Below are 16,245 nucleotides of genomic sequence, written 5' to 3'. Positions count from 1 at the left end.
ATGCAAATCTTTAGACATAAACAGTATTCTGTCTATAATTGAACATCGGCCGTCGCGACGGCCCCGTCTTGCGTCCAACCGCGAAACGCCCATGGATCCGACCTCCCTGCCCGCCCCCACCTCGACGCAGCTTGCGACGCTGCCGGCCACGCCGCTCGAACGACTACAACTCACGCCCGAGCTTTCCGGCGAGGCTGGCACCAACCGCGCCGAGGCTGGGGGCGCGCAGATCGCCGCGCAGAACGACGTGGCGGCCATCACCGCCTGGCTGGCGCGCTACGCCGACAGCCAGGCGACCTTGCAGACCTATCGGCGCGACGTCGAGCGCCTGCTGCTGTGGGCCGTGCAGCAGCGCGGCAAGCCGCTTTCCTCGCTGACGCACGAGGACCTGTTGCTGTATCAACGCTTTCTCGCCGACCCCCAGCCGGCGGCGCGCTGGGTGATGCCGCCGGGCAAGAAGCTGGCGCGCAGCCATCCGGGCTGGCGGCCTTTTGCCGGACCGTTGTCGCCGGCCAGCGCACGGCAGGCCATGGTGATCCTGAACGCCTTGTTCGCCTGGCTGACCGAGGCCGGCTACCTGGCTGGCAATCCGCTGTCGCTGGCGCGCCGGCGCCGCAGCCAGACGCCGCCGCGCGTGACCCGCTACCTGAGCCATGCCATGTGGGATGCGGTCAAGGAAGCCATCGAGGCCATGCCCGGCACGGGCGCCGAGGCCTCGGCGCGCGAACGGCTGCATGCCGCCCGCTGCCGCTGGCTCTGCACCCTGCTCTATCTAGGCGGCCTGCGTGCGGCCGAAGTGCTGGACACCACCATGGGTGCCTTCTTCTGCCGGCGCGATGCGCTGGGGGTGGAGCGCTGGTGGCTGGAGGTGGTGGGCAAGGGACGCAAGACGCGCCTGGTGCCGGCCACCGATGAGCTGGTCGCCGAACTGGCGCGCTATCGCCGCGCCCATGAGCTGCCGGCCATGCCGCAGTTCGGCGAAGAGCGGCCCCTGGTACTGCCGGTGATCGGGCGCGACAAGGCCTTGTCGCGCGGCGCCCTGCACCTGATCCTCAAGGAGGTCTTCGCCATGGCGGCGGAGCGGATGCGCGCGCGCGGCCCGCAATGGGAAGCCCAGGCGGCGGTGCTGGCGAGCGCATCGGCGCACTGGCTGCGCCACACCGCCGGTTCGCACATGACGGACCAGCAGGTCGACCTGCGCTTCGTGCGCGACAACTTCGGCCATGCCTCCATCGCCACCACCAGCGCCTACCTGCACAGCGAGGACGACGCGCGGCACGCGGCCACGCAGGAGCGTCACCAGATCGGCTGGGGGCGCAAAGCCTGAGCTACAGCACTCTTGCCCTCTTTGCCATCTTGGCCGACGAGCGCCAAGCGCATCACCAATCCGCCCCTCAATGGAAATGGTTCGCCGGCAAGGTTATCCGATAGCTATCGGATAGCCAATGGATATCCTGTTCACTTGCAGACGCCACCGCACGTCGGTCTCAGGGCTCAACGCGACTTTGCCTTCAAGTTCCAACAAGGAGCCCACGTGTGCCGCAACGATGGCCCGTCTGTCGCAGTCGTAGACCGCTATATAGTCAGACCGACGTTGCGTGCTAGATACGCCCCTGCAATCCGTATCCGACAGCGGCTACAATGCTGTTCCCGCGCGCCGTTCGGGCTGGTGCGCGGGTGTTTCCGCCCCTGCCGGACGCGTAATCTTCGCGCCGTTGCCCGCTTACCCGTCGTGCCCTGGTGCGGCCGCGCAGTTCGAGGTTCCGAGTCACCACCGAAAGTCCCTAGAGTTTTCTCTTGGGGGTTTTAATCTCTTGTGAGCCCGATCTATGTTTGAATCCCTTGAAGTGACTTTTCGCACGCGACACGGCAAGCATTACAAAGATGTCGTGATCGACTTGATGTTCGAGCGCCGGACCGCGATTGCCATGGCGTTCCTCGATGCAAGGCGAACGGTGGCGCTGGTGCCCAAACAGCCGCTGCAATTTCACGTTCGTTCCGGGCCGTACGAAACCGATCCGATGCCAGTGGCCGAGGCAGTGATCGCGGCGTGCCTGTCGGACCTCGAAGACGAGCTGTTCGTAGAGGTGCGAGCTGGTCGCGACCTACGCTGGACGAGTGCGACGTTTGACCACCCGAGAATCGCGCGGTGGGCCGGTTGGACGTCGAAGATTCGGCGCGTCGCGCACTCATATGCTGCCCAGATGAAATGCCGCGCTGTCGCGTCATAAATTCCCGCGCCTGATTTTTTCTGACTGAAAAAGGTGGCAGTAGTATCGCCAATGTGAGCTTCGCCTTGAGCGGAGCCGCGAGATACTGCGACAAAGCCCAATGGCCCGCCGAGCACAGAAAAAGAGGTGAATGACTATCGCAGCCAGCGGAAGCTGCTGGCTGCGGAAGACTCTTGTTCGGTCGGCCTACTATTGCTGCACCGTGCTCGCGCCAAGCGACGCCTTCGCATCGTTGATTTGCTTCTGCAGTTTGATGATCTGGAGCTGCGCCTCAAGCATCGACTTTTGGTTGCTGAGCGATTCAAGTTGCGTCGCGTCTGCAGACGCCGTACCTGTAGCAAGTGCGACTCGACGCTGCACGTCCGCCAGGGCCTTGAGGCTATCCGCTGCCACGGAAGCATCGGCGGCGGCGCGGCTCTTGTCGTAGGCAATCTGGGCGTTCGCTGTGTCGAGGCGATCCTGCTGTCGTGCTTTGGCAAAACTCAGATACGACTGACTGACGTCGCTCATGGCGGCTGCAGCATTGGCGGCTTGTGCTTTGGACTGAAACGCAAGCTGGCTCGGTGCTCCATTCGCGTTGAAAGCAACTTTCAGAAGGTTGTCGTCAAAGATCTCGTTGTCCAGGTTCAGTGATCCGATGGGCCCGAACTGTGGTACCTGGGTCATCTTCTCCACCAGGACGACTTCGCTCCCCTCCTCCTGTTTCAGCGTGACACGCAGCTTTCCCGTGGCCGGGAGGCGGTACATGAGTCCGTAGCTTGCCTGTGACGCGCTCCACGTTGCTGTCGCTGCCGTCGTTGCGCCGCCGCTTGCTCCGGTCGGCACCACCAAAAGTCCGACACGCGGCAGAACAAGACAATCCGCAGTTGTACTGGTCCCGTTCGGCTTCCCGGGGACTTGCGCGGAACACACTTGCAAGCTCAAGGTGTCGGGGAGAAGCTTGGCCACGCTGCTCAGCGCCGGTTGGTGGTCGTCAGGTCTATCACCGACTTTCGGAATGTACTCGTACTTTTCCTCGAAGGTCAGTTTGGCCTGTGCATCGGATAGTGTTTTCGCTGCTTCATCCAGCGTCGATTCACCAAGCGCTGAAAGCTTGCTAGACGAATCCTTCGCCGCATCGGTCACAGCGTTGAGCTCGGCAATGGCTGCATCGAGTTGCGCCTTGGTGCCATACTTCTTGTAGAACTCTTGGTCACTCTGCAACTGCTTCTGCTTCAGCTCCAGGTCGGCCAGGTCAGCTTTGGCCGCTGCACGCTTCTTGTCATTGTCCTTAGCCGTTATGACGGACTTATTCGCCACGGCAAGCGCATTTTTTGCCTTGTCAAACTCGGAGCATATGGTCTTGGGCTCCTCTGCTGGCGTGCTCTTACCCCCACGGACCCTCTCCCTGTTGACACGCTGTTCCGACATGGGTGTTGTGCCGGAGGTCATGGTGTTGGCCGACGGCCCTAGCGCTGTTGCCGCGAGTGAGACCTCAGGAAAAACAAACGCCCGAGCGACATTCGCGACGGTTGTACCAACATCTTTGATAATTTGCCCACTCTGGTCCGTCACGTTCGTGTTGAATGCGGTGAGCAATCCCGACTCTGAAACTTGAATCTGAAAATCCGTCACCTTGGTCCTGGCGTTCAGTTGCCCGTAGTCCAGGCGATACGTTTGCGTGTCGTCACCGATGATTGCCTCAACAACCTTCGCTGTGACATTGGCATTTAACTTCGCCCCGCCGGATGAAGCCAGAACGCAGCTTTTCATCTCATACGTGACATAGACGTCAAACTGCTTCTGGGGAAGGCGGTAGAGAAGCCCTGGAGCGGCAATGTCACTCGACTTTCCGACCGGCGTGCTCGTTAGGTGTGTGCTGCATCCTGTGAGTCCAATTATTCCGAAACAGGCGACTACTGTAGCGGTCAGGCGCATATTCCCCCCTTCTCTGTTTGTGATCGGTTCTAGTTCGACCTCGGCGCTCTTCGCGCGATGGTCGCAGCGATTCCATCAAGTCGGCGCCCCCACGAAGGAGGGAGGGGAGGGTCGGAAGCTCGCACTCGCGTAGACCGAAATGAATGTGTCACCGTTGCGACAGTAAATCTGTCAACACGTCAGGTGATCTCCGTCGATTCCGCTCCAGACCCTTACTGGATAAGCGTTTGCGGGCCGCGAAACAAATTTGTCACTGGAAGCTGGAGCCAGGCCCGACCAAGGGCAGACAACGGCCAAAAGCAGTCACTTGGCCACAGCGTAGCATTGGGTTGAGACCGGTCATTGGAACACGTGCGTATCATGGAGAATTCGCCGCGGAAATGGATTGATTCGGCCCTTCGGGCGATTCGACCAGTGGCTGCTCATGTTTCGCCCGGAATCGGACGTTAGTTCAATGGAGGTGTTGTGAAAGAGGTCTTAAAGAAGATAGCACCGAGCCTTCGTACGCTCGGCTTCCAGGGCTCTGGCCAGAACTTTCGGAAGCAGGAAGGGGATTTCGTTTTCCTCATCAACTTTCAGGGTAGCAGGTGGGGAGATAAGTTCTACGTCAACCTCGGGGCGCAAGCCGTTTTCATTCCGGCCGAGGGAAATGCGGACTTATCGAAGTTGAAGGAGTACGAGTGCATGCTACGACGGAGGGTTGGCGATGATTGGCCTTGGCAAATGTCTGATGAACAGTTTGTGCAACTAGAGGCAAAGATCCGTTCGGTGCAGGCCGAGTTCTTCGGAAATGCACAGACCTTGAGGGGTGCACTAGCGATCGACGGCCCTGATGACTTGCTACGGAAGTTCGACTCGGGAACGACAAAAGCACGTGCGGCCCTTCATCTCGCGCGGGGGGCCGCAGCGCTCGGGTACTTTGTGACGGCCCGCAATCTCGTCAACCGCGGCGTGGAATTGGCTGGGGCCCAGGCGAACGGTCTTAGGGTCGAACTTGGCCGCGTTCTTGACGAATGCCCCGCGATTCCGCACAACCCGGCGTCGTAGCTGACGGGCCTGCGGTCAACTGAATAGTTTTCGCCAGGACGACGGGTCGCCGTCCGGGACCGGCCAGTTTCGGTCGGTCGGATGGGATCGGACAAAGACTGGATCAGCACAAGAAGCTGCCATAGGCTCAGTGAGTCCAGCACCGTGACCGCGGGGCTGGGCCCTCTTGCACGCACCACCTGCGAACATCAACCCGGTCACTACACTGGGGATCTGGTGCGTGCCGGGGTGCACGCAAGCTCGTAATACTGCACAGCGATTGAACCTGGCGCAATGGGCCGCAAGTCGATTCTCGATGGCTCGATGGAGATCTGAGTAACACGCTTGCCAGCCCCCGCTCGGCCCTCGAATTCGTAGAGCGAAACGTAGCCGATCAACTTCGCACCGCAATCGACGGCCCATTTCTCTTGAGCAGAGCGCGCGCATGCCATTGGCATAGCTGAAGCTTCCAAATAGCCGGAAGCGAACTCAGTGTGTTTGGTCACGAACCGTAGATTGCTGGGCGCGAGTTGCGGTGCTGGATCGTTTCGCAAATAGACTAGATTCCGTGCAGTGTCCATTAGCGGGCCACGCCAACCTCCACCCAAAATTCGCTGGACCTGTTCCGGAAATCTAGTCGGATCAATAGGCTTCGATGCCAACGCAATTCCCGCCCTATCCCCATCCGACGCCGACTTCGCAGCTTGCTCTAGCGATGTCCGGCAGATATCGCCTACAGACCGCTGGCCAAATTCGGACACGTACACGACGTGCCACCCGAATTTTGATCGGAAGGGTCCCACAACCTTTCCAGGAGTGGCGCCAAATACGGCAGTTTCGAATGTTCGATCGATCTCACCTTCAGTTAAGGTGCCCAGATCACCGCCAGATTTCTTGCTGGCTTCGTCGATAGTAGCCTTCCTTGCTACCACCTTTAGGGCTTCCAAGCGGCCAGCGGGTGGCGCAGCCAAGATCTCGCGCAGAAAGCTGTCTGCTGCCGACCTATCGCGGGCCATGACGTGGTACACGTGCGCGGTTCGAACTACGCCGGATTCATCTAGTCTTTGCCCCGACTGCGGTTGCGCCATTGGAGCAGTTACAACACAGCAGCACAGCAGAGTTATCAAGAGCTTTTTCATTTCCAGAGGGTCGCATCTAGTTGGAGTCTTCGGCGTTGCCGAACTGGCAGCCCCGAGGTTATCAGTGTCACAAGCTCTGAGATGGTAAATCCAGAACCCAACCGATGGAGGGTGGCGTGCACGGATCGAAGTGTTGCCGGCGCCCCCCCAATCCCGCGAACGATACGAGAGTGACCCTGTAATCAGATCCCGCCTGCAACCATCGTCAGGAAGTGAGCGTCCCCACATCGGCATATAGGGGTCGCTCGCTGCTGGTAACCGTCTGTCTCCAATGGGTCGGAAACGGTCCTCGGCCCGCGCGACGCGTGTGTACAGAGATAACGGACATTATCTCTGTACCGTCTTTTCGGTACCAAACTCGTTGTCGCGAGAATACGCTGATCTGTGCCTGGTGGCGTCGGGCGGCTTGCTCCGGCCCATCGTGGACCTCGCAGGAACGCGAGGGGCGACCCCGCACCGTAGCTGGCAGGTAACCATCCACGCAATCAACGACTTACGGACACGATCCGACCTGTGCGAGGCGAATTGACACAATTAATGCGGACTGCGGCGAGTTGACACTTTCATTGCGTTTCGAGTGGAAGCAAATCTGTCAACCCAGCGACGCTGAGCCGCGTCACGTCGCGGCAAGGGTGGTGACAAATTCAATGCGCTCTACGGCACTCGCAGGGGCGTGCCTTTGATCGCCCCTCTAGGTCCAGCCGGTTGATCTGCCGCTGGCGCTTCACAGATGACCTTCGGCCGGATTGTGCGGGCGGCCCTGAGCGCCATTGGCGTTTTCACACCAGACATGAGCCCGCGGATTCTTCGCAACACGTTCGCGCGGCGCGCGTTGCTGGCCGGCCACGACCGCGATGACCTGAGCCGCCTTCTCGGGCTGGCCAGCAATCGCATCGTGGACCGACTTGCTGCGACGACTTCCGCCGAAGCCGGCCTCAACTCGCCGCCTGGCGCTAGCTAGCTCGGGCCCCCGCCTCTCCTCAAGCCCGCAGCGCTTTGCTATGCTGGCCGCCAGCACGTCCCTGACGTGCTCCATTAACTCAAGGACCACCAGACACATGGCAACGAAAACAACCGCTGCAAAGAAGGCCGCTCCTGCGAAGAAGGCAACCCCGGTCAAGAAGGCCGCTCCCGCCAAGAGCCCGGCGGCGGCGAAGAAGGCGGCGGCTGCACCAGTCGTGAAGCCGCTGAAGGACACCTTCACCAAGGCCAGTCTGGCGGCCCACCTGGTCACGGCGACGGAGCTGGATGCTAAGACCGTCAAGACCGTCCTGGCCCACTTGGAGAACACCATTCTCAGCGCCATCCACAAGAAGGGCGCCGGCCAGTTCACCCTGCCTGGGTTGCTGAAGGTCACCGCCCAGCAGGTGGCCGCCACGAAGAAGCGCTTCGGCAAGGATCCCTTCACAGGCGAAGAGCGCTGGTTCCCGGCCAAGCCCGCGACCGTAAAGGTCAAAGTGCGCCCGATGAAGAAGCTGAAGGATGCTGCGCTGTAACGCTCCAAGCGCGGCCGCACGACGGCAGAACTCGCACGGCCGGCCGCGATGCCGAGGCCGACGGCAGAACTCGCACGGCCGGCCGCGATGCCGAGGCGAAGAATGGAAAAAGCCCCGGACCTCTCACGAGACCGCGGCTTTATCAATCGTGCATCCGGGTTATCGGCGGCTTTTCGAGGATCTTGGACTCTACCGTCCGAAGCAAGCTCAGAACGCCCCAACTTTGCCTGCCAGCGTTACGCCCGACAAGTGAGCGACGCGCCGCGGTAACGGCCGAATGCTCGTCCAATAGTTTTGCAGCCAACACACAGGAAAGTGTTCGAAGTTGTGCGACCAGACGTAGACTTTGTCACTTTGCGTCGTGAGCGTGAGTCAGTCGAGAACGTCTATTCGGTTACCGCGGGCGATATTTACCCGGACGTAGTTCCTTGCCTCAAACAATTGCGGGAAGCCGGTATGGTCGTGGGCATAGCCGGTAATCAACCCAATTGAAATTGAACAGGCGCTTCGCTCGCTTGGCGTGCCTGCCGATATCGTCGCCTCCTCCGCATCATGGGGTGTTGAAAAGCCAGATGCCCGCTTTTTTGAACGCATCGTTGCCGAGACCAATGGGCTCGCCCCGTCTGAGATCGCATACGTGGGCGACAGGCTTGATAGCGACGTCGAGCCTGCGCAGCGCGCAGGCATGATCCCCATATTCCTACGCCGAGGTCCGTGGGCGCTGGTCCAGTCAAGCTCCGCGTGTTTCGCGACGCCTACCCATGCCATAGAAAGCCTTGTATCGCTTCCAGATCTTCTACAAAGTCTGTAATGCGATGGCAGTAAGCAATTGTATGTGCAGCTCGAGGGCGAATTCTTCCACTGCTCACATCCGAAAGACGTGTTCATGTAGCTCCTATGGTGCCCAGCCTCGCTCGTTGCTAGGATTGCGGCGACTCAGTTGGTAGTGTCGCAAGCTCATAGCGAGCAAAGGACCAGGAGCCCTTTTGGACGAGGCTGTGCAGTGCAAAGCCAAAGCGCTCATAGACCGAGCGCAACTTTGCTCTGTCTGCGGCACAGTCGAGCCGGAGGTACTGTCGTTCCAGTTCGCGCGTGCGCCGCTGTGCGAACTGGAGCAGGCCAGTGGAAATGCCCTTCTTTGCCCATGCACGACGAACCGCCAATTTATGCACAAAGGTCGAAGTTCCCGCCTCGATCTCTGGCCAGAAACTTGGGTCTTCCAGTTCAAATCGCATCACACCAGCGATCGTGCCGCCATCGCGTGCGACAAAAAAACGTCCAGCCTCTGTATCCCGAAACGTACGCTCAAAGCCTACTTCTGAAGATGTCCACAGCGGTCGGCCGGTGTCGGCAAGCCACAGCGCGGCCTCCTGCAAGACTGCAGCAACATCATTCGCGTCATTGACGCTCGCACGCTCAATCAGCATAAGGGATCCGGATGTATCTCAGGATGCGAGACATTCTAACTTGGCTGGCACCCGGACATCAGAACCTAGCGTTGACAAGAGGCGTCATCAAAGGAGCGCTCACGTAAATTTTGATGGCCAGTGGGAGTCGCCGGACAATCAAGATGGCTTCACCGGTTGCTTACTTCTAGCCTGCGAAAAATGGCGAACAGGGCTGGCCCAAGGTAACAAGCACGCGTACTACTCAGACCGACCGCTTGTTGGCGATCCAGATGGCCGAGACGGGTCAGAAACGGTCCTCGGCCCGCGCGACGCGTGTGTACAGAGATAACAGTTAATCTCGGCTAACCCGCCTCCTTGGCACCGCGGAATACCTTGGTGAGAGACGAACTCTAGATGAACGCAGGTGCGAGCCTCTGGCGCACGAATTCAATTCTACTGGCTAAGATCACCTCCGGACTGTCTAAGGCGGCCCACACCACTCCGCACACCTTAGAATCACTTGGCGTCCAAGGCAGCCCTGCTTGGTATTTCTCGACGAAGCGGGTGTTCCATAGAAAGCTACCACTCATTCCCTTTGGCTGCGGAAGAGGAACGTCATCCCCCCCGCCATCTTCTTCGCAGTGCTCGGATAGTGGATTGCAATGTGCGTTTGACTATCGAACTTAGAATGTTGCAACTCTTGGCCTTGTAGAGCCTGTGAGAGCATAGGAAGGCCTGTGGTATGCAACTCGCCAAACAGCGTTGCTCGACGCTTTCCCGGAACGACCGGGTCCCGTCGGTCTAGTCTGTATCCAGGAAATCCAATCCAAAAAAGAAGCTCGCCACTCACTGCGGAATAGCGATCTAGAACCTGTTCATTGGGGACCGGTTTCTGGCTTGAGTGATCAGGAATTGAAGGCACTTTAACTGCTGCCGCGTCGACGGGCCACGGCGCTAGTTCCGGCGCGTTGGCGACTCCGACGTACTCGCCCCTGGCACCGGCAGATGTGCAAGACGCCCTCCCGTGGGAACGTCCTCGAAAACATGGCTTGCCGTAATCAGCCAGGTGCCTTCGTTCGCATCGAGATAGCCACCACTACCCCATGCAATGCCGGAGCCTTGCTCTTCGGACATGCTGATCGGTGTTACGAATGGCGCCACGTACGACGCCATCTGGTTCGTCACGCTGGCGCAGTGGTTCTCCCACTCTTCCTTGGTCATTCTCGTCCTCATACACGCATCGCTTGAGTGCCACAGTATGCAGTGCGGCGAGCATTGTGACCATTGCCAGGGTCGCGCAGGGCCTGAATGCTTGTTGACCACCGTGGCACGGAACTGGTAGGCACCAGGCTCCGTGATCACGGGCCTATAGCCGATTTGCCTCGATTCCTAGCAGGCCGCATCAGGTCACGGCAAGGGTAGTCACATAGTTAGTTCGCTTTACGGCTTGGGAGGGGGCCTCAAGCGCGGTTGACTATTCTTGCAGGGGATGGTGAGCAGGTGACTTCGCAGGTACTCTGGTTGCTATCGTCGCGACCAGGGGTAGCCAGCGTGTGCGCCAGCTACGAATAGTTCCGGGCTTGATCCCGGCATGGCCGGCATGAGTCAATCGCGCCCTTTTTGCCGTCGTCGCATCCACTGTGTTTTTGCCAATGCGCGTGTCGGCCAGAGCAACGATCAAAGCTGCGGTGGCGCCCAGCAGTTTATGAAGGGCCACAGGACGCGCGTCGTACAAGTCTTTGCGCTCAAGATCGACGTCATGGAACAACGCGGCAATACGACTAAGCGAGCGATATTGCGTCTTTGTGGGCGCCAGCAGCATCTCCTCAAAGTCACCATATCCTATGACCTCGAAGTTCCGGTTTGACGCCTTGGTCTCCCGGATCATCATGTCGCCTATCGCCGTCTGCCAATCCCGATAGAGCCACGCCTGTCGAATGTCGATTTGGCATATGGATCTCGCTTGCGTCTCTTTCAGCACAACAGTTTGAATCGTCTTGCAGCCGGACTTCTCCGCGATGAGGTCGGCCAACTCCCGGCAGAGTTCTAACTGAGCAGCGCTTTCAAGGTCAGCGGCCCGCGTTGCGACCTTGCCGTGCAGGGCGCGCTCGATGCGGTCCTCGACGGCTACGGCCGAGCGCTCCTCCGCGCGGGCGTCGTTGATCAGCGGAATGCCCCAAAGCTCCTGTAGTCCACGCAAGCGCAGGACCTCAACCTCGTGGCCATCCGCCAAGGATTTCTCAAAAGCGTCCAGCGCCGCGTCAAGCTCACCTATGCGCCTATGACCATAGGCTCTTAAGAATGACAGCTCACGGCGAAGGGCTCGAAGCCATCCGAGGACTGCGGCTAGACGGAAATATGTACTCAGCAGTTTGTACTGATCAAACTCATTTCTCGGCTCCTTGGCTGTAAGAAATGATGCTCTTCCATTGCCGCTGACCATCTCATTGAGCCGCCAATAGAGGGCAGTCGTGGCTGACGCAAGCGGCTCAGCGTAGCCTCGAAAGACTTCTTTGGCCGATTCTTGATGGTCTCTCTTGTCAGACCAGGACTTAGCGAGAAAGTCGCGCAGAACACCGGACAGAACGGTTGAGACTGCGCCGACCAAGGCCGCAAAGCAGGCACCAACCAGCGCAGCTTCGTGCGGTTTGAGACTGCCAATCAACAACAGAAGACTCCCCATTGCACTCCCTCCTTCGATTCGGATCCTTTTTCGCCTCACATTCGGATCCAGACGTCCAATGAGCCGCTGTGCATCTGCTGCCAGAACGGGCAATCTAGACTGGCGCGGTCGACGCGTCAACCCGGTGTAGTGAACGTCCGTCCGATAATCCTTCCACTGCTTGGCCGGCCACACTGGTACCACGGCAAAAAGGCCACTACTGCGGTACCGTGCTTGCGCCGAGCAATGCCTTCGCGTCGTTGATTTGCTTCTGCAACTTGATGATCTCTAGCTGTGTCTCAAGCATGGCCTTTTGGTTACCCAGCGACTCAAGCTGAGTCGCGTCTGCAGATGCAGTACCCGTGGCAAGCGCGACTCTTCGCTGCACATCCGCCAGAGCCTTGAGGTTATCGGCTGCGACGGACGCATCGGCAGCAGCGCGACTCTTGTCGTAGGCAATCTGGGCGTTCGCTGTGTCGAGGCGATCCTGCTGTCGCGCTTTGGCAAATCCCAGATACGACTGACTGACGTCGCTCATGGCGGCAGCTGCATTGGCGGCTTGCGCCTTGGACTGAAACGCAAGCTGGCTCGGTGCTCCATTCGCGTTGAAGGCAACTTTCAGCAGGTTGTCGTCAAAGATCCGGTTGTCGAGGTTTAGTGATCCGATGGGCCCGAACTGTGGTACCTGTCGTAGACCGAAATGAATGTGTCACCGTTGCGACAGTAAATCTGTCAACACGTCAGGTGATCTCCGTCGATTCCGCTCCAGACCCTTACTGGATAAGCGTTTGCGGGCCGCGAAATAAATTTGTCACTGGAAGCTGGAGCCAGGCCCGACCAAGGGCAGAGAACGGCCATTTGCTGCCGGTCGAGAACGGCTGCTTCGGAGCGGCCCATAAACTCGCGGTGGCCCGGTGCTGACTTAGAATTGCGATATGGCGACGCGTTCTCCTCGAATCTCGAACAATCTTCACAGGAGCTGGCTGGTCGGGTGCGCCAGTGATGCAACCCAAACGTCGTACTGGCGGGACCGCCTGCTGGATTCAGCACCGAATAAAGCAAATGACGATCGAACAATCTAAAACGCAGTTGATCTCGCTCATCGACAACGCCGACCTAAAAGTCATCGCGCTGACAGGCGCATGGGGCACCGGCAAAACCCACCTCTGGAACGAGATTCGCAAAGAGTCGCAGGACCCGATCGTCGAAGGCGCGCGCTACGTGTCCCTCTTTGGCTTGAAAGATATCAATCAGCTCAAGCTCAAGGTGGTCCAAAGCGCGCTCCCAGTAGGCGGTGACAGCAGCTCGTTGACCGAAGGTCTGATGAAGACTTGGAAGGTCAGCGTCGACGCCTTGAGGAAGGTCCACGAGGGGTTTTCGGCGCTCGACGAGCTTGCGCTGGTAGCAGTTCCTGTTGCCTTGCGTAACCGATTCGTAGTCATCGATGACATCGAGCGCAAGCACGCCTCGTTGTCAGTTGACGAGGTCCTGGGCTTCGTCGACGAATACTCTCAGAATTTTGGTACGCGATTCCTCTTGATTCTCAACTCGGACCAGCTCTCCGCACCTACCGACAGCGCGCTCTGGGCGGCGTTCCGAGAGAAGGTGGTCGAAGAAGAACTTCGTTTCACGCCGACACCTGGGGAGGCGTTTGACATCGCGGTTCCGAACTTGGAAAGCCCTTACCGCGCGACGGCCAGGGCTGCGATGGACGCGTGCGGGATCACCAATATCCGGGTCATCCGTCAGGCTTACCGTCTTGTGGTTCGGCTCCTCGGTGCCACTGGGGACATGCCTCTCGCGATACAGGCACGAACTGTTCCCTCGATTGTGCTCATTTCTGCTCTCGCAAATAAAGCCATCAAGGACGGGCCGACTCTGGAGTATGTCGCAGGCTACAACCGAGGTTCTAGCGACTTTGTGAGGCGCTACCTCGGGCAGGAAGGCGATGCGTCAAAGGAGAAAGCCGAGGGCTCAACGCCGGCCGCATGGAAAGTTCTGCTGTCAAAGCTAGGGATCAATTCTTCGGATGAATTTGAAGAACTGGTTGTTGCCTTCGTTTGCGACGGAAAGCATGACGCAAAGGCGATTGAGACCATCGTCCAAGGCTACCAACGCAATGAGAATCGCACCGAATCTAGAAATCTCGCGCACGCATTCTTTGAACGTTTCATTTGGGACGTCACAGACTGCGACAACGATCTCGTAGCTGATGCGGCCAAGCTCATCGCCAGAGTCGGCGACCTTGACGCCTACACTGTCACGGCGCTCGGAAAACAAATGGCCGATCTACCTGGTGGTGCCAAACTTGAAGAAGCTTTGATTGATGGTTGGTTGGCTCACTTCGCGACCATCGCCGACAAGGCCGAATTTGGGGAATCACCGTTCCGTCAGCCGCTACACCCAAAACTTAAGGCAGCAATCGACAATGCGCGCGATGCTCGAATTCACAGTGCGACCGTCGTCGATGCCGTCAAGCACCTTCTTGAGAACGACGGATGGGGCCATCGGGAAGAAGCGGCGATGAGAGCGGCTACGATCGACGATTTCGAGACTGCGATGCGCACGTTGAAAGGTCGTGATTTCAAGTTTTTCGTACTCAAAAGTTTGGACATTCTCGAACAGCACGAAATGTACGAGAAAAACTTTGGCCAGGCTGGGATGAATTTCTTGGAAGCATGCCGGCGCATCGTCAGAGTCGAGAAAGAGAACCGTTTCGGACGGTTGTTGCGAACGTTGTTCGCAGAGAGCAAAGTTCCAGCGCTTTTGGCCGAGGGCGGAATTGGAGCCTAGCCCCAGAGGTAGACAGCGGTCGACTGCAATGCAGCAGTACCAGGGCGACTCTCCCCGGCCCTCTAAGGGCAGCCAGAGCACCGCAGTTCATCGCTGAGAATTCGTCAGCGATCTATTGGATATCTATTGGTTATCGGATAGCTATCGGATATCCAGTAGATATCCGATCTAAATACCGAATCAGCTTTGGCGAGCAGTCCGAAGTCACCCGCAACTCCCCCGCCGAAGAACGCGCCTCTTGGGCACGCGCGAAGTTTGCGGATTCCATGCCCGCTGCTCCGTACTACTGCGACCTGGCAGGGTCAGCCTAGCCGTTCTCATTTGGGGATACCTCCATGCCATAGCATCCGTCAGCCCTCCTACATTTCTCAGTTCCGCGCGGGAGGCATTGAAGCGGGCCGCGCAGCCCGGCGACTTCGTGATGTCATGCTGCAACGCGCCTGCGGTGCTCAAGACCAGCATCAGCGACTTGTCTTTCTTTGCACAGCTGTCGGACGATTGCGCCGCAGCGCCCGACACGAAATCGCACAAGGCCGGGAGAACGTCCGTTCTGGCCGGCTTGGCCAGCATGGGCATTGAGGGGCGCGATGAGGTTCCGGGAAGGACTCCTGGCGGCGAGAGGTGGGATGCCGACGTTCTATTCTTTGTCCCCCGGGCGCACGATCGTGATCGAGTTGCAACACTGCACCTTCGCGACTTCACCCGCCTCCAGGAGCGGTACTCGGCCTCGTCCGTAGAGTGCTATTGGTTGGTCCGCAAGGAGATCTTCCGCACTCTCAGCAAAGCGACTGCGCGCCTGCTTTTGAATCGCGACTTCGGCGATGTGTTTCCCGATGCCGCCATCGGCACCGGAACGCTGGCCGAGTTACCGATCGCGATGCTGGACCCCGAGCAAGGGCAAATGGTGCTGTTCGGTGGCCTCAAGACTGCGACGGTATCCTCGTGGCTGGTTGGTGTCGTCAACGGCACCTACCAGTACCGAGGCGGCTCATGGAACCTTGGCTGAGGGCGGTAGCCAAGCCCGCCCTCCCCTGTGGGCATCTCTTCTCGAGACTATGGTCTCAGCGCCGGCGACCCCGGAATGATACCGCTGGCGCACCTGCACGCTCAACGGCAGGCTAGCTAGAGGATATCCGATAGCTAGCCGATACTATTTCCATGCTGGAATGCCTGGCAGCCACCGGTAGCGCACCGTGCCGCAGCGTTAAGCTGCGCAAAAGGCGAGGCGGACGCCCGGCGCTGACGGAAGTAGGACCAAAATAATTTACATTCGATTTCTGGTGCCGAAAATGGCTTGCCCGGCATGCGATCTGCTTATTCCTGTTGTAAATCAGGCAGTTGGGGCGTGGCGGCGTGATTGGGAAAATGGCCCTGAACGAGCATTGCAAGACCATCTTGCCCTCCTCTTCGTCCCTTGCTCGAAAGCCTTTCCCTCCACCTTGGTTGTAGCATTCGGCGACTCGCCCCATATCCTTGCTCCCCGCGGGAGCAAGGCCCGTCCGATGGAGATAGCTTGGATCTGTACCTCCAGAGCCAAATGCCCCGCGAGGAGATGTGACGCTACCCAGTGCAGACCGGACGCTCTTGTCGCAA

14 protein-coding genes are annotated in these 16,245 nt (G+C 58.9%); 8 read left to right on the top strand and 6 right to left on the bottom strand.

Annotated features, from left to right (window positions below; all coding sequences use genetic code 11):
- The first annotated feature begins 91 nt into the window (after nucleotides 1-91).
- On the top strand, nucleotides 92-1,327 hold the full coding sequence (locus tag BKK80_RS34875; RefSeq protein WP_071073729.1) for a tyrosine-type recombinase/integrase: 1,236 nt from the start codon (nucleotides 92-94) through the stop codon (nucleotides 1,325-1,327).
- 502 nt (nucleotides 1,328-1,829) lie between these two features.
- Nucleotides 1,830-2,231: a hypothetical protein gene (locus BKK80_RS34870; RefSeq protein WP_071073727.1), complete on the top strand. Its 402-nt coding sequence runs from the start codon at nucleotides 1,830-1,832 to the stop codon at nucleotides 2,229-2,231.
- A gap of 189 nt (nucleotides 2,232-2,420) precedes the next feature.
- Here BKK80_RS34870 and BKK80_RS34865 read toward each other — a convergent pair whose 3' ends face one another.
- Complete coding sequence (locus tag BKK80_RS34865; RefSeq protein WP_157903466.1) at nucleotides 2,421-4,148, bottom strand: hypothetical protein; 1,728 nt, start codon at nucleotides 4,146-4,148, stop codon at nucleotides 2,421-2,423.
- Nucleotides 4,149-4,613: 465 nt separating this feature from the next.
- Between BKK80_RS34865 and BKK80_RS34860 the strand changes: the two genes are divergently transcribed.
- The gene (locus BKK80_RS34860) at nucleotides 4,614-5,195 is read left to right on the top strand and encodes a DUF4304 domain-containing protein (RefSeq protein WP_071073723.1); all 582 of its coding nucleotides are present in this window, start codon (nucleotides 4,614-4,616) and stop codon (nucleotides 5,193-5,195) included.
- Nucleotides 5,196-5,395: 200 nt separating this feature from the next.
- On the opposite strand, the gene BKK80_RS38085 is transcribed toward BKK80_RS34860, so the two are convergent.
- Nucleotides 5,396-6,190: a surface-adhesin E family protein gene (locus tag BKK80_RS38085; protein ID WP_418235932.1), complete on the bottom strand. Its 795-nt coding sequence runs from the start codon at nucleotides 6,188-6,190 to the stop codon at nucleotides 5,396-5,398.
- 853 nt (nucleotides 6,191-7,043) lie between these two features.
- Between BKK80_RS38085 and BKK80_RS34855 the strand changes: the two genes are divergently transcribed.
- The 3 genes from BKK80_RS34855 to BKK80_RS38080 all read left to right on the top strand — a co-directional run bounded on the left by BKK80_RS34855 (nucleotide 7,044) and on the right by BKK80_RS38080 (nucleotide 8,620).
- On the top strand, nucleotides 7,044-7,274 hold the full coding sequence (locus BKK80_RS34855; RefSeq protein ID WP_071073721.1) for a hypothetical protein: 231 nt from the start codon (nucleotides 7,044-7,046) through the stop codon (nucleotides 7,272-7,274).
- Between the two features lie 97 nt (nucleotides 7,275-7,371).
- A complete protein-coding gene (locus tag BKK80_RS34850) occupies nucleotides 7,372-7,809 on the top strand; it encodes an HU family DNA-binding protein (RefSeq protein ID WP_071073719.1) in 438 nt (145 codons plus the stop codon).
- Nucleotides 7,810-8,287: 478 nt separating this feature from the next.
- Entirely contained in the window at nucleotides 8,288-8,620 is a 333-nt protein-coding gene (locus BKK80_RS38080; protein WP_084545950.1) for an HAD family hydrolase, read from the top strand.
- A 109-nt stretch (nucleotides 8,621-8,729) separates the two neighbouring features.
- Here BKK80_RS38080 and BKK80_RS36070 read toward each other — a convergent pair whose 3' ends face one another.
- The 4 genes from BKK80_RS36070 to BKK80_RS34835 form a co-directional block, all read right to left on the bottom strand.
- Nucleotides 8,730-9,236: a GNAT family N-acetyltransferase gene (locus BKK80_RS36070; RefSeq protein WP_084545949.1), complete on the bottom strand. Its 507-nt coding sequence runs from the start codon at nucleotides 9,234-9,236 to the stop codon at nucleotides 8,730-8,732.
- 915 nt (nucleotides 9,237-10,151) lie between these two features.
- The gene (locus tag BKK80_RS36955) at nucleotides 10,152-10,418 is read right to left on the bottom strand and encodes a hypothetical protein (RefSeq protein WP_157903463.1); all 267 of its coding nucleotides are present in this window, start codon (nucleotides 10,416-10,418) and stop codon (nucleotides 10,152-10,154) included.
- A 253-nt stretch (nucleotides 10,419-10,671) separates the two neighbouring features.
- Nucleotides 10,672-11,880, bottom strand: coding sequence for a hypothetical protein (locus tag BKK80_RS36950; protein ID WP_157903462.1), 1,209 nt, complete (start codon nucleotides 11,878-11,880; stop codon nucleotides 10,672-10,674).
- Nucleotides 11,881-12,076: 196 nt separating this feature from the next.
- Complete coding sequence (locus BKK80_RS34835; RefSeq protein WP_071073713.1) at nucleotides 12,077-12,397, bottom strand: DUF5320 domain-containing protein; 321 nt, start codon at nucleotides 12,395-12,397, stop codon at nucleotides 12,077-12,079.
- Nucleotides 12,398-12,921: 524 nt separating this feature from the next.
- On the opposite strand from BKK80_RS34835, the gene BKK80_RS34830 reads away from it, so the two are divergent.
- Together BKK80_RS34830 and BKK80_RS34825 are read left to right on the top strand one after the other, a co-directional pair.
- Nucleotides 12,922-14,652 carry a P-loop NTPase fold protein gene (locus tag BKK80_RS34830; protein WP_071073710.1) on the top strand — a complete coding sequence of 577 codons (1,731 nt, stop codon included), beginning with the start codon at nucleotides 12,922-12,924 and terminating at the stop codon, nucleotides 14,650-14,652.
- A gap of 445 nt (nucleotides 14,653-15,097) precedes the next feature.
- Entirely contained in the window at nucleotides 15,098-15,658 is a 561-nt protein-coding gene (locus BKK80_RS34825) for a hypothetical protein (protein ID WP_236904077.1), read from the top strand.
- Nucleotides 15,659-16,245: the final 587 nt, after the last annotated feature.

The sequence above is a fragment of the Cupriavidus malaysiensis genome (assembly GCF_001854325.1).
GTDB lineage: Bacteria > Pseudomonadota > Gammaproteobacteria > Burkholderiales > Burkholderiaceae > Cupriavidus > Cupriavidus malaysiensis.
The sequence above is the reverse complement of the archived record's forward strand: the minus strand, read 5'-3'. Positions and strand labels throughout refer to the sequence as shown.